This window comes from Streptomyces sp. NBC_00354 (genome assembly GCF_036106915.1).
Classification (GTDB): domain Bacteria; phylum Actinomycetota; class Actinomycetes; order Streptomycetales; family Streptomycetaceae; genus Streptomyces.
In genome coordinates this window covers 6,082,388-6,095,223 of record NZ_CP107983.1, presented here as the reverse complement: position 1 = coordinate 6,095,223, position 12,836 = coordinate 6,082,388, and the positions used below count along the sequence as shown (strand labels likewise).

At 72.0% G+C, this 12,836-nt stretch carries 10 protein-coding genes; 3 read left to right on the top strand and 7 right to left on the bottom strand.

The genetic code is table 11. From position 1 onward, the window contains the following. The first annotated feature begins 69 nt into the window (after positions 1 to 69). Both OHT74_RS27925 and OHT74_RS27920 read left to right on the top strand, forming a co-directional pair. Complete coding sequence (locus OHT74_RS27925; RefSeq protein ID WP_328621735.1) at positions 70 to 1,233, top strand: UDP-N-acetylglucosamine--N-acetylmuramyl-(pentapeptide) pyrophosphoryl-undecaprenol N-acetylglucosamine transferase; 1,164 nt, start codon at positions 70 to 72, stop codon at positions 1,231 to 1,233. Next, positions 1,230 to 2,264, top strand: coding sequence for an SDR family NAD(P)-dependent oxidoreductase (locus OHT74_RS27920; protein WP_328621734.1), 1,035 nt, complete (start codon positions 1,230 to 1,232; stop codon positions 2,262 to 2,264). Before OHT74_RS27925 ends, OHT74_RS27920 begins: the two co-directional genes overlap by 4 nt. Before the next feature lie 62 nt (positions 2,265 to 2,326). Here OHT74_RS27920 and OHT74_RS27915 read toward each other — a convergent pair whose 3' ends face one another. From OHT74_RS27915 to OHT74_RS27895, 5 genes are all read right to left on the bottom strand, one after another. Beyond that, a complete protein-coding gene (locus OHT74_RS27915) occupies positions 2,327 to 3,919 on the bottom strand; it encodes a Na+/H+ antiporter (RefSeq protein ID WP_266667895.1) in 1,593 nt (530 codons plus the stop codon). 80 nt (positions 3,920 to 3,999) lie between these two features. Further along, complete coding sequence (locus tag OHT74_RS27910; protein WP_266667893.1) at positions 4,000 to 4,476, bottom strand: GNAT family N-acetyltransferase; 477 nt, start codon at positions 4,474 to 4,476, stop codon at positions 4,000 to 4,002. Continuing rightward, positions 4,473 to 5,414: an RluA family pseudouridine synthase gene (locus OHT74_RS27905; protein ID WP_030291914.1), complete on the bottom strand. Its 942-nt coding sequence runs from the start codon at positions 5,412 to 5,414 to the stop codon at positions 4,473 to 4,475. The genes OHT74_RS27910 and OHT74_RS27905 overlap by 4 nt, the downstream gene beginning before the upstream one ends. A 63-nt stretch (positions 5,415 to 5,477) precedes the next feature. Next, positions 5,478 to 6,038 carry a signal peptidase II gene (gene lspA, locus OHT74_RS27900; RefSeq protein ID WP_266667885.1) on the bottom strand — a complete coding sequence of 187 codons (561 nt, stop codon included), beginning with the start codon at positions 6,036 to 6,038 and terminating at the stop codon, positions 5,478 to 5,480. 134 nt (positions 6,039 to 6,172) lie between these two features. Continuing rightward, positions 6,173 to 7,111, bottom strand: a complete 939-nt coding sequence (locus tag OHT74_RS27895) for a TraR/DksA family transcriptional regulator (protein WP_328621733.1) — start codon at positions 7,109 to 7,111, stop codon at positions 6,173 to 6,175. 606 nt (positions 7,112 to 7,717) lie between these two features. Here OHT74_RS27895 and ileS point away from each other — a divergent pair. Then, complete coding sequence (ileS, locus tag OHT74_RS27890; protein ID WP_328621732.1) at positions 7,718 to 10,876, top strand: isoleucine--tRNA ligase; 3,159 nt, start codon at positions 7,718 to 7,720, stop codon at positions 10,874 to 10,876. Positions 10,877 to 11,201: 325 nt separating this feature from the next. Here ileS and OHT74_RS27885 read toward each other — a convergent pair whose 3' ends face one another. Both OHT74_RS27885 and OHT74_RS27880 read right to left on the bottom strand, forming a co-directional pair. Next, positions 11,202 to 12,431, bottom strand: coding sequence for a DivIVA domain-containing protein (locus tag OHT74_RS27885; RefSeq protein ID WP_328621731.1), 1,230 nt, complete (start codon positions 12,429 to 12,431; stop codon positions 11,202 to 11,204). An 82-nt stretch (positions 12,432 to 12,513) separates the two neighbouring features. After that, positions 12,514 to 12,810: a YggT family protein gene (locus OHT74_RS27880; RefSeq protein ID WP_030155988.1), complete on the bottom strand. Its 297-nt coding sequence runs from the start codon at positions 12,808 to 12,810 to the stop codon at positions 12,514 to 12,516. Positions 12,811 to 12,836: the final 26 nt, after the last annotated feature.

Here is a 12,836-nt window from a genome sequence, read left to right as displayed (position 1 = left end):
CTTAGGGCGCACCGGAAGCCTGCGCCCATGACCACTCAAGGCACAAGAGGCACACGAGACACGCAAGGAATGCCGCCCCTGTCGGTCGTGATCGGCGCGGGCGGCACCGGCGGCCACATCTACCCCGGGCTCGCCCTCGCCGAGGCGCTGCGCGCGGCCGTCCCCGATGCCGTGGTCTCGTTCATCGGGACCGAGCGGGGTCTGGAGACCGAGCTGGTCCCGGCCGCCGGCCACCGCCTGCACACGGTCGACATGATCCCGTTCGACCCGTCGCTCGGCGCGAAGCGCTATCTGCTGCCCGCCGCGCTGCTGCGCTCGGCCGGGCAGGCCCGGTCGGTGATCCGGGCCCAGGGTGCGCACGCCGTCGTCGGCATGGGCGGCTACCCGAGTGCGCCGGCCGTGCTGGGAGCCAGGATGGCGGGGCTGCCGGCCGTCATCCACGAGTCCAACGCGGTGCCGGGCCGCGCCAACCAGTTCGCGGCCCGGCTCACCCCGCACATCGCGGTGGCCTTCGACCGCAGCCGGGCCCATCTGGCGGGCGGGGCGCACGCCCTGACCACCGGAATGCCGATCTCCGCGGCCCTCGCACGGCTGGCGGAGCTGTCGCGCCCGGAGCGCGCGGCCCTGCGCGCGGAGGCCCGGCGGGCCCTGCACGTCCCCGACGGACGCCGCCTGATCGTCTTCAACGGCGGCAGCCTGGGCGCGGCCCGGCTCACCGCGGCCGCGGTCGGGCTGGCCGGGCTCTGGCAGGGGCGGGACGACGTACAGCTGCTGATCAAGACGGGTCCGCAGGCGCTGCCGGACACCGCCGCCGATCTCGCGGCCTGCGGCGGGCAGCGGATCGCCCGGGCCGTGCCGTACCTGGACCGGATGGACCTCGTGTACGCGGCCGCCGACCTGGTGGTGTGCCGGGCCGGGTCCGCGACGGTGGCCGAGCTGGCGGCGACCGGCGTCCCGGCCGTGCTCGTCCCGTACCCGCACGCCCCCGGCGACCACCAGACCCACAACGCCCGGGTCCTCACCGACGCGGGAGCGGGCCTGCTGCTGCCGGACGGCGAGACCACGGCCGACCGGCTGGCGGTCCTGCTCGGCCCCTTGCTGGCCGACCCGGCCCGGCTGTCCGCGATGGCCGGCGCCGCCGACCCCGGCCCGCACGCCCGGGCCGCCGAACTGCTGGCGGCGGAGGTCCTCCGCGTGGCCGGCGTCCCCCTTCCCACCCTGGAGCGCATATGAACACGCACACGACCACGACCACGACCACGACCACGGCGAACCCCTGGACCGACCGGACGGTCCTGGTCACCGGAGCGGAGGGGTTCATCGGGTCCACCCTGGTCGACCTGCTGGTGGCCCGGGGCGCCCGGGTCCGCGCGTTCGTCCACTACAAGCCGTACGCGGAGAAGGGCAACCTGGCGCGGTACCTCGCGGACCCCGACGGCCCGGTGGAGATGTGGGCGGGCGACATCCGCGACGCGGGCCGGGTCAGCGACGCGGTGGAGGGCTGCGACACGGTGTTCCACCTGGCGGCGCTGATCGGGATCCCGTACAGCTACGCCTCGCCGGGCGCGTACGTCCAGACCAACGTGACCGGCACGGAGAACATGGCGGAGGCCTGCCGCCGCCACGGGGTGCGTCGCCTCGTGCACACCTCCACGAGCGAGGTCTACGGGACGGCCCTGACGGCCCCGATCGCCGAGACCCACCCGCTCCAGCCGCAGTCCCCGTACTCGGCGTCGAAGATCGGCGCGGACATGATGGCGCTGTCGTTCCACCACGCGTTCGAGCTGCCGGTGACCGTGGTGCGGCCGTTCAACACGTACGGCCCCCGCCAGTCGGCGCGCGCCGTGATCCCGACGATCCTGGCGCAGCTGCACGCGGGCGCGCGGGAGATCCGCCTCGGCTCCCTCTCCCCGACCCGGGACTTCACGTACGTGACGGACACGGCGGAGGGCTTTCTCGCGGTGGCGGAATGCGATCGGGCACTGGGCGAGGTGGTCAACCTCGGAACGGGCCAGGAGATCTCCATCGGGGACTTGGCGCAGGCCCTGATCCGGGCATCGGGCCGCGACGCCCGCGTCGTGGTGGACGATACCCGCCTCCGCCCTGCGGGCAGCGAGGTCCAGCGCCTCCTGTCGGACAACTCCCGGGCCCGCGAGTGGGCGGGCTGGCAGCCGAAGGTCTCCCTGACGCAGGGCCTGTCCCACACGTCGGCGTGGATAGCCTCGAACCTCTCCCTCTTCGCCCCGTCCCACTACCAGGTCTGACCGCACCCCGGGCCCGGCACCGCCGGCCCCCGCCCCCCGGCGGGGCCGGGGCGGCGGGCCGGTCAGGTGCTGCGGAGACTGCGGACGTCCAGGTGGCGCAGGACCCGGTCCACGATCTCCGGATCCGCGCCGGGCTCGCTGCGCGCCGAAAGCACCTCGTGCCGCGCCGCCGACATCATCTCCCGCTGGATCCGCTGGACGTCCCGGATCCGCTCCACCCGCTTCGCGTACGCCTCCCGCCGCTCCTCGTCGACCATGTCGGGGCTGATCCTGGCCCCCACGTCGTACGCCCGCCGGTACAGCACCTCGACCAGGTCCTCCGGGAGGTCCTCCACCTCCTCGATCTCCTTCAGCCGCCGCTTCGCGGCCTTCGCCGCGCGGATCGCCAGCTGCCGCTCCGTCTCCCGCTCGGCATCCTCATCGGCTTCCACACCCAGAAGCCGCACCAGCCACGGCAGCGTCAGCCCCTGGCACACCAGCGTCACCATGATCACGGCGAAGGCGATGAAGATGATCTGGTCCCGCCCCGGAAACGGCGCCCCGCCCTCCACCTTCAGCGGAATGGCCAGGGCCAGCGCCACCGAGGCCACCCCGCGCATCCCGGCCCACCACATCACCACGCTCTCCCGCCAGCTCAGCGGGATCTCCTCGTCGTAGTCGCGCCGCGTGTGCAGCCGCTTGGCCAGCCACCCGGCCGGCAGCAGCCACATCAGCCGTACGCCGACCACCACCGCGATCACGGCGGCCGCCCACCCCGCCATCTCCCACTCGCGGCCGCTCGCGACGCCGAACACGTTGTGCAGCTCCAGCCCGATCAGCCCGAACGCCACGCCCGTGACCAGCATGTCCACGACCTCCCAGAAGGTGTGCCCGGCGAGGCGCCCCAGCACGTCGTCCGCGTCGGTCGCGTACTCGGCGAGGAACAGGGCCGTCGTCAGTACGGCCAGCACCCCCGACCCCTTGAGCTCCTCGGCCACTACGTACGCCACGAACGGCACCAGCAGCGTCAGCCCGATCTGCAGCGTGGCGTCGCCGAGCCGCCCCATGAGCGCGTTGGCGGCCCAGCCCAGCAGGAGCCCGACACCGACCGCGACCACGGCGGAGAGTACGAACTCCCCCAAAGCCTCCGGCCAGGAGAAGCTGCCGCTGACGGCGGCGGCGATGGCCACGTGGTACAGCACGATCGCGGTGACGTCGTTGAACAGGCCCTCGCCCTCCAGGATCGACACCATGCGGCGCGGCAGCCCGAGCGATCCGGCGACGGCGGTCGCGGCGACGGGGTCGGGCGGGGCCACGAGCGCGCCGAGCGCAAGGGCCGCGGCCGGCGGCAGCCCGGGGACGACCGCGTACGCGACGGCGCCGACGGCGGCGGTCGTGACGAACACGAGGGCCACGGCGAGCAGGAGGATCGGCCGGACATTGGCGGCGAACTGCCGCCACGAGGTGCGCTGCACCGAGGCGTAGAGCAGCGGGGGCAGCACGAGCGGCAGGATGAACTCGGGCGGGATGTCGACATTCGGCACGACCGGCACCAGCGCGAGCGCGACCCCGCCGATGGTCATCAGGACGGGCGCGGGCAGCCCGAGCCGATCCCCGAGCGGCACGGTGACCACGGCCCCGAGCAGCAGCACGAACAGCAGAGCAAGCTGATCCACTCCCCCACCCTGCCGTACCGCCGGCCGCGGATGACCCTGCCCCGGCGAAGCCTCGCCCACCTGGCGGCTCCGCTGCCCGGCTACGGCAAGGTGCGCCGCATGGCCCGGTGCGGGATGCCCGCGTCCTCGAATTCCGGCCCGTAGGCCACGTACCCCAGCCCGGCGTAGAAACCGAGGGCATGCGTCTGCGCGCCCAGGTCGACGGCCGAGAGCCCCAACCGCCCGGCCTCCGCCTCGATGGCCCGCACCAGCGCCACCCCCACACCCAGCCCGCGCGCGGCCTTGCGTACGGCCAGCCGCCCGAGCGAGCCGACCGTCAGGTCGCCGCCCGTCTTGCCCAGCGCCGCCGGCCCGTACAGCAGCCGCCCGGTGCCCAGCGGTTCCCCGTCCGGCCCCACGGCCAGCACGTGCACCGCGACCGCGTCGTACGCGTCGTACTCGATCGACTCCGGCACGGACTGCTCGACCACGAACACCTCGGTCCGCACCGCGAAGCACGCCGCCAGGTCCGCCTCGGAGGCGGCCACCCGGACGGCGAAGTCCGCGCCGGACGTCACTCGCTCTCGGCTCGGATCACGTCCAGCGCGTGCTGGAGGTCCGCCGGGTAGGTGCTCTCGAACTCCACCCACTGGCCGTCCGACGGGTGCTCGAAACCGAGCCGCACCGCGTGCAGCCACTGCCGGGTCAGGCCCAGCCGCTTCGCGACGGTCGGGTCGGCGCCGTACGTGAGGTCGCCGACGCAGGGGTGCCGGTGCGCGGACATGTGCACGCGGATCTGGTGCGTACGCCCGGTCTCGAGCTTGATGTCGAGCAGCGAGGCCGCGCGGAAGGCCTCGATCAGGTCGTAGTGGGTGACGGAGGGCTTGCCCTCCTGGGTCACGGCCCACTTGTAGTCCGCGCTGGGGTGGCGGCCGATCGGGGCGTCGATGGTGCCGCTCATCGGGTCCGGATGGCCCTGTACGAGCGCGTGGTAGCGCTTGTCCACGACCCGCTCGCGGAACTGGTTCTTCAGCGAGGTGTACGCGCGCTCGGACTTGGCGACGGCCATCAGGCCGGACGTACCGACGTCGAGGCGGTGCACGACGCCCTGGCGCTCGGACGCACCGGAGGTGGAGATCCGGTAGCCGGCGGCGGCGAGGCCGCCGATGACGGTGGTGCCGGTCCAGCCGGGGCTCGGGTGGGCGGCGACGCCCACCGGCTTCATGATGACGACGATGTCGTCGTCGTCATGGACGATCTCCATGCCCGGGACGGGCTCGGCGACGAGCTCGACCGGCCGGGGCGGCGCGGGCATCTCGACTTCGAGCCAGGCGCCGCCGTGCACGCGCTCGGACTTCCCGACGACGCTGCCGTCGACCGACACCTTCCCCGCGGCGGCGAGCTCGGCCGCCTTCGTCCGGGAAAAACCGAACATACGGGCGATGGCGGCGTCGACGCGCTCGCCCTCGAGGCCATCGGGAACGGGCAGGGTGCGGATCTCGGGAATCGTACTCACCTGTCGAGTATGCAGGACTCGGCAGCGCAGCTTTCCCGCGAACGGTGGCCGACCGGTGCGCGATCAGTCCTTGTGGACCGTGCCGTCCGGGTCCAGACCCTTGAACGACAGCAGCACGATCAGGATGCCGCCGCACACGATCGCCGAGTCCGCGAGGTTGAAGACCGCGAAGTGGGCGGGCGCGATGAAGTCGACGACGGCCCCCCGGAACACCCCCGGCGAACGGAAGATGCGGTCGGTGAGATTGCCCAGCGCACCGCCCAGCAGCAGGCCCAGCGCGATCGCCCACGGCAGGCTGTAGAGCTTCCGGGCCAGCCGCACGATCACGATGATCACGGTGGCCGCGATGCAGGTGAAGATGATGGTGAAGGCCTCGCCGAAGCCGAACGCGGCGCCCGGGTTGCGGATCGCCTCGAACTTCAGCAGGTCGCCGATGATCCGGATCGGCGGCTGGTGCTCCAGCTTCGCGACGACCAGCATCTTGCTGCCGAAGTCGAGCAGGTAGGCGAGCAGCGCGACGACGAGCAGCGCGACGATCCGCCGACGCCCTTTGGGCTCGACGGACTCCGGCTGGGCGTCGTCCCCGACCTCCGGCGTACCGATGATGCTCTCCGCCTCTGCCACGTGAGTCCCTCGACTAGCTCGAACCAGGTTGCCGACGACACAGCCCTGCCAGGTCCCTGGACCCTGACGAGACACGAGAGTACGTCAGGGTCCGCCTGCGGCGGCAGCCCGGTCCGCGCCGTCTCAGCGCCCGCTCAGTGCCGCCGCTCCTGCTTCTGCTTGCAGTCCACGCACAGCGTCGCCCGCGGGAAGGCCTGCATCCTGGCCTTGCCGATGGGCTGGCCGCAGTTCTCGCAGAGCCCGTACGTGCCCGCGTCCAGCCGTTCCAGGGCCCGCTCGGTCTGTTCGAGCATCTCGCGGGCGTTCGCGGCGAGGGCCAGCTCGGACTCCCGGGTGATGTTCTTGGTGCCCGTGTCGGCCTGGTCGTCGCCCGCGCCGTCGCCGGAGTCCCGCATCAGCCCCGAGATGGCCTCGTCGGAGGCCTGCAGCTCGTGCCGCAGCCGCAGGACCTCGCTCTGCAGCTCGCTGCGCGCCTCGGCGACCTCCGCCGGGGTCCAGGGGTCCTCGCCGGGCCGTACGGCCAGCTCGCCCGGCGCCAGGCCCGCCGTGGCCCTGGCTTTCGGCAGGCCGCTGGTGGCGGCCGCAGCCGTCTTCCTGGCCGTGCCGGTGCTCTTCTTGGCAACCACTTTCCGGGCTCCCGTCTGTTGCGCGGCGTGCGCCGCCCCCTCGGCCCCGGCCGCCTTGGCCGTGGCCTTCCTCGCGGTCGTCTTCCCGACGCCGGTCGCCTTCTTCGCGGCCGTCTTGTCGACGGCCGCCGTGTTCACGGCCGAGGTCTTCTTGGCCGGGGTATTCCCGGCGGCCGCCTTCACGGCCACCGTCTTCTTGGCCGCCGTCTTCTTGGCGGGCGCCTTCTCGGCCGCCTTGGCCGCCGCCGTGGTCGCCTTGGTCGCCGGCTTCACCGGCTTCACCGACTTCACCGAATTCACCGCCGTCCCGGCCGCCGGCTTCGCGGCCTTCTTCCCGACAGCGGTCGGTTTCCGGGCCGGAGCCGCATTCTCGGCCGACGTCGCCTTCCCGGCGGCCTTTCCGACAGCCTCGTCGGCAGTTCTGTCGGCGGTCTTCTTCGCCACCATGGCCGCGGCCCCTTCACATACTGTGATCTTGCGCGCGAATCGTGCCGGAACGATAAATCGACTCCGGCCTCGCGGCAACGGGGCACGCGTCCATCGATGCCAACCTGCATCCGTTGTGCCCATCAGGGAGCCCGGTAATCCGCCCCACGCGTCACACCGGAGCCCGGACCGGCCCATCGGCCCGTTCGGGTCATGCCGCGCCCCCGCCCGGCCGCCGGCCCGCACCCCGCCCCGAGGCCCGCCGGAACCCCCGCCCCGACCCCCCGTAAACCGGTCTGCCGAGCGCGCCCCCGCCCCGTACACTGGGCCCAGCGAGAGGCATGGACGGGGACGAGTAGCGTCGGACGCAGCCATGAGCGACCCGGGGACGGTGAGAGCCCGGGGGCGAGCGCGATGCGAAGGATCACCCCTGAGCCGCCGGAAGAAAACCCGCACGGATTCCCGTGGGGCGAGTAGAACCGGCTTCGCACCCCAATGAGGGGGCCACCGGATCCGTCCGGCGGCCAAGGAGGGTGGTACCGCGGGAGCAGACGTCCTGGATTCTCAGGGGCGGCTCTCGTCCCTCCGGACGGAAGTGACATCCCGCCGGAGGAAGAGTTCAGCCTCATGACCACACCGCCGCAGTACCGCCCGGTACCCGCCCAGGTCGACCTGCCCGCCCTCGAGCACGCCGTTCTCGATTTCTGGCGCGAGAGCAAGACCTTCGCCAAGACCCTGGAGCAGTCCGAGGGACGCCCCGAGTGGGTCTTCTACGAGGGCCCGCCCACCGCGAACGGCATGCCCGGCGCGCACCACATCGAGGCCCGCGTCTTCAAGGACGTCTTCCCCCGGTTCCGCACCATGCGCGGCTATCACGTGGCCCGCAAGGCCGGCTGGGACTGCCACGGCCTGCCCGTCGAGCTCGCCGTCGAGAAGGAGCTGGGCTTCAACGGCAAGCAGGACATCGAGGCGTACGGCATCGCCGAGTTCAACGCCAAGTGCCGCGAGTCCGTGACCCGCCACACCGACGCGTTCACCGAGCTCACGACCCGGATGGGCTACTGGGTCGACCTGGACGACGCCTACCGGACCATGGACCCCGAGTACGTCGAGTCCGTGTGGTGGTCGCTGAAGGAGATCTTCAACAAGGGCCTGCTCACCCAGGACCACCGCGTCGCCCCCTGGTGCCCCCGCTGCGGCACCGGCCTCTCGGACCACGAGCTGGCCCAGGGCTACGAGACGGTCGTCGACCCGTCCGTCTACGTCCGCTTCCCGCTGACCTCCGGCCCGCTGGCCGGCGAGGCGGCGCTGCTGGTCTGGACGACGACCCCGTGGACCCTGGTGTCCAACACGGCCGTGGCCGCCCACCCCGAGGTCACCTACGTGGTGGCCACGCGCACCGGCGCCGAGGGCTCGGAGAAGCTGGTCGTCGCCCAGCCGCTGCTGGAGAAGTCCCTCGGCGAGGGCTGGGAGGCCACCGGCGAGACCTTCACGGGCAAGGAGATGGAGCGCTGGACGTACGAGCGCCCCTTCGGCCTGGTGGAGTTCCCCGCGCCCGCCCACTACGTCGTGAACGCCGAGTACGTCACGACCGAGGACGGCACCGGTCTGGTCCACCAGTCCCCCGCCTTCGGCGCCGACGACCTCGCGGTCTGCCGCGCGTACGGCCTGCCGGTCGTGAACCCGGTCCGCCCCGACGGCACCTTCGAGGAGGAGGTCCCGCTGGTCGGCGGCGTCTTCTTCAAGAAGGCCGACGAGAAGCTGACCGCCGACCTCGACGCGCGCGGCCTGCTCTTCAAGCACATCGCCTACGAGCACAGCTACCCGCACTGCTGGCGCTGCCACACCGCGCTGCTGTACTACGCGCAGCCGTCCTGGTACATCCGCACCACCGCCGTCAAGGACGCGATGCTGCGGGAGAACGAGAAGACGAACTGGTTCCCCGACTCGGTCAAGCAGGGCCGCTTCGGCGACTGGCTGAACAACAACATCGACTGGGCGCTGTCGCGCAACCGGTACTGGGGCACCCCGCTGCCGATCTGGCGCTGCGAGGAGAACCACCTCACCTGCATCGGCTCCCGCGCCGAGCTGAGCGAGCTGTCCGGCCAGGACCACAGCGCGCTGGACCCGCACCGCCCGTACATCGACGACGTCACCTTCACCTGCACGGCCGAGGGCTGCTCGCTCGAGGCCGTCCGCGTCCCGGAGGTCATCGACGCCTGGTACGACTCGGGCTCGATGCCGTTCGCGCAGTGGGGCTACCCGTACAAGAACAAGGAGATCTTCGAGAAGCGCTACCCGGCGCAGTTCATCTCGGAGGCCATCGACCAGACGCGCGGCTGGTTCTACACACTGATGGCGGTCGGCACCCTCGTCTTCGACAAGTCCTCGTACGAGAACGTGGTCTGCCTGGGCCACATCCTCGCCGAGGACGGCCGCAAGATGTCCAAGCACCTGGGCAACATCCTGCAGCCGATCCCGCTCATGGACCAGCACGGCGCGGACGCGGTGCGCTGGTTCATGGCGGCCGGCGGCTCCCCGTGGGCAGCCCGCCGGGTCGGCCACGGCACGATCCAGGAGGTCGTCCGCAAGACGCTCCTCACGTACTGGAACACCGTCGCCTTCCAGGCCCTGTACGCCCGCACCTCCGGCTGGGCCCCCTCGGCGGCCGACCCGGCCCCGGCGGAGCGCACGGTCCTGGACCGCTGGCTGATCTCCGAGCTGAACACCCTGGTGGCCGACGTCACCGAGGCGATGGAGTCCTACGACACCCAGCGCGCCGGCAAGCTGCTGTCCGCCTTCGTGGACGACCTCTCGAACTGGTACGTGCGCCGCTCCCGCCGCCGCTTCTGGCAGGGCGACAAGGCCGCGCTGCGCACCCTCCACGAGGTCGTGGAGACGGTCACCCGCCTGATGGCCCCCCTGACCCCCTTCATCACGGAGCGGGTCTGGCAGGACATGATCGTCCCGGTCACCCCCGACGCCCCGGATTCGGTGCACCTCTCCACCTGGCCGGTCGCGGACACCACGGCGATCGACCCGACCCTGTCCCAGCACATGCAGCTGGTACGGCGCCTGGTGGAGCTGGGCCGCGCCACGCGCGCCGAGTCGGGCGTCAAGACGCGCCAGCCGCTGTCGCGGGCTCTGGTGGGCGCGGTGGGCTTCGACGGCCTGTCGCCGGAGCTGCGGTCGCAGATCACGGAGGAGCTGAACGTCTCCTCCCTGGCCTCGCTCTCCGAGGTCGGCGGCTCGCTGGTGGACACGACCGCCAAGGCGAACTTCCGGGCGCTGGGCAAGCGCTTCGGCAAGGGCGTCCAGGACGTGGCGAAGGCGGTGGCCGCGGCCGACGCCGCGGCGCTGTCCCTGGCCCTGCGGTCCGGCTCGGCGGTCATCTCGCTGAACGGCGAGGAGATCTCCCTCTCCCCGGAGGAGGTCATCATCACCGAGACCCCCCGCGAGGGCTGGTCGGTGGCCTCCGACTCCGGCGCGACGGTGGCCCTGGATCTGGAGATCACCCCGGAGCTGCGGCTGGCGGGCCTGGCCCGTGACGCGATCCGCCTGATCCAGGAGGCCCGCAAGAACTCCGGCCTGGACGTCGCGGACCGGATCGCCCTGCGGTGGTCCTCGTCGGACCCGGAGGTCGTCACGGCCCTGACGGACCACGCGACCCTGATCGCGGACGAGGTCCTGTCGACGGACTTCGCGTCCGGCGACGCGGACGCCGCGTACGGCGAGCCGTTCACGGACGAGTCCCTCGCACTGACGTTCCGCCTCCGCAAGGCGTAAGCGCCGGCGGCCCCTGAGGCCGCCCTGTGGCCCGATCCCCGCCAGGGGGTCGGGCCACAGCCATTTCTCCCCGCCCGGCGAATCCAGCCCCGCCGGCGTTCGAGGCGCGGGGTCCGGGGTGGAGCCCCGGGGAACGGCGAAAGGGCGGGGCGGGGAGAAGACTCCGCGCAGCGGGACCTCGCCACCGCTCCGCGTACCTGTACCTGTACCGGTACGGCCCGCGCCCCGCAACGGTGGCGGGACGCAAAACGGGCCGGGCCCGGTGCCCCCGTGGGGGAACCGGGCCCGGCCCGTGAAGCGACTGCCGCCGACTGGCGAGCGGCGCCTAGTTGTCGTCCTCGTCGATCAGGAAGCCCCGCATCGGCGACGGCGCCTGCTGCATCGGCTGCGGACCGGCCGGCCGCACCGGAGCCATCGGCTGCGTCATCGCGGGAGACATCTGCTGCTGACCACCGTACGAGGGGCCGCCCATCGGGGACGGGCCACCCATCGGCGAGGGACCGCCCATGGGCGACGGAGCGCCCATCGACGGGTTGCTCATCGAGTGGCCCATCGCTCCGGCCGGAGCCATCGACGGCGTCGGCGACGGCGGCAGCGCCGGACCGGCCGGGTTGCGCGGCGGGGCCAGGGAGTCGTCCGCCTGGGTCTCGAGCTGGCGCAGCTGCGACTCCAGGTAGGACTTCAGACGCGTACGGTACTCACGCTCGAAGCCCCGCAGGTCCTCGACCTTGCGCTCCAGCGTGGCGCGGGCGGACTCCAGGGAGCCCATCGCGACGCGGTGCTTCTCCTGCGCGTCCCGCTCCAGCGCGTCGGCCTTGGCGCGGGCGTCCCGCTCCAGGCCTTCGGCACGGCTGCGAGCCTCGCCGACGATCTTGTTGGCCTCGGAGCGGGCCTCCGCGATCGCCTGGTCGGCGGTCTGCTGCGCCAGCGACAGGACGCGGGCGGCGCTGTCGCCACCGGCACCCTGCTGCGGGAGCTGCGGCTGCTGCATCTGCTGCATCTGCTGACCCATGGGCTGCATCTGCTGGCCCATCTGCTGCATCTGCTGGCCCATGGGCTGCATCTGCTGGCCGAGCGGGTTCTGGCCGCCCATGGACTGCTGGCCCATGCCCTGCTGGCCCATGCCCTGCTGGCCGCCCATGGTGTGCATGGGGCCGCCCATCGGGCCCGGACCGCCCGGACCCTGCGGTCCGTGTCCGCCGGGGCCGGCCGGAAGCTGCGGCGGGCCACCCGGAAGCTGCGGCGGGCCCATCTGCGGCGGGCCCTGCTGCGCCGGCGGGCCGGATATGGCCGCGGGCACAGGGGCACCGGGGCCGCCGGGGCCGCGCTGGTCCTGGGGTTCCGGCTTGCGCATCCCCTGCTGCTGCTGGTTCTGCGCGGCGGCGCGCGTGGCGGCAGCCAGCTTGGCGCGCAGGTCCTCGTTCTCGCGCAGCAGGCGAGTCAGTTCGGACTCGACCTCGTCGAGGAAGGCATCGACCTCGTCCTCGTCATAGCCTTCTCGGAGGCGGACGGTCGTGAACTGCTTGTTCCGCACGTCCTCGGGAGTCAGCGGCATGTCTTCTTCACCTCTACGTAGTCGTCGGCAGTCGGCAGGACCGTATCGGGACTGTCCCCGCGCCTGCGGGGAAGCTCATCGTTCACACGCTTCTCGCAGCGGTGCTCACGAAACTGATGAGGATGTAAACGATGATCATCAGAACGAAGAAGGACAGGTCGAGTGCCACGCCCCCGAGACGCAACGGCGGAATGAATCGCCGGAGAAGCTTGAGCGGTGGATCGGTGACAGTGTAGGTGGCCTCAAGGACGACCACCATCGCCTTGCCGGGTGTCCATGAACGTGCGAACTGGAAGACGTAGTCCATCACCAGTCGGAAGATCAGCACGATAAGGAAGCACATCAGCGCGATGTAGACCACCTGCAGTGCGACGCCCATCCCGCGCTTCCCTCTCCCCTGCTCTC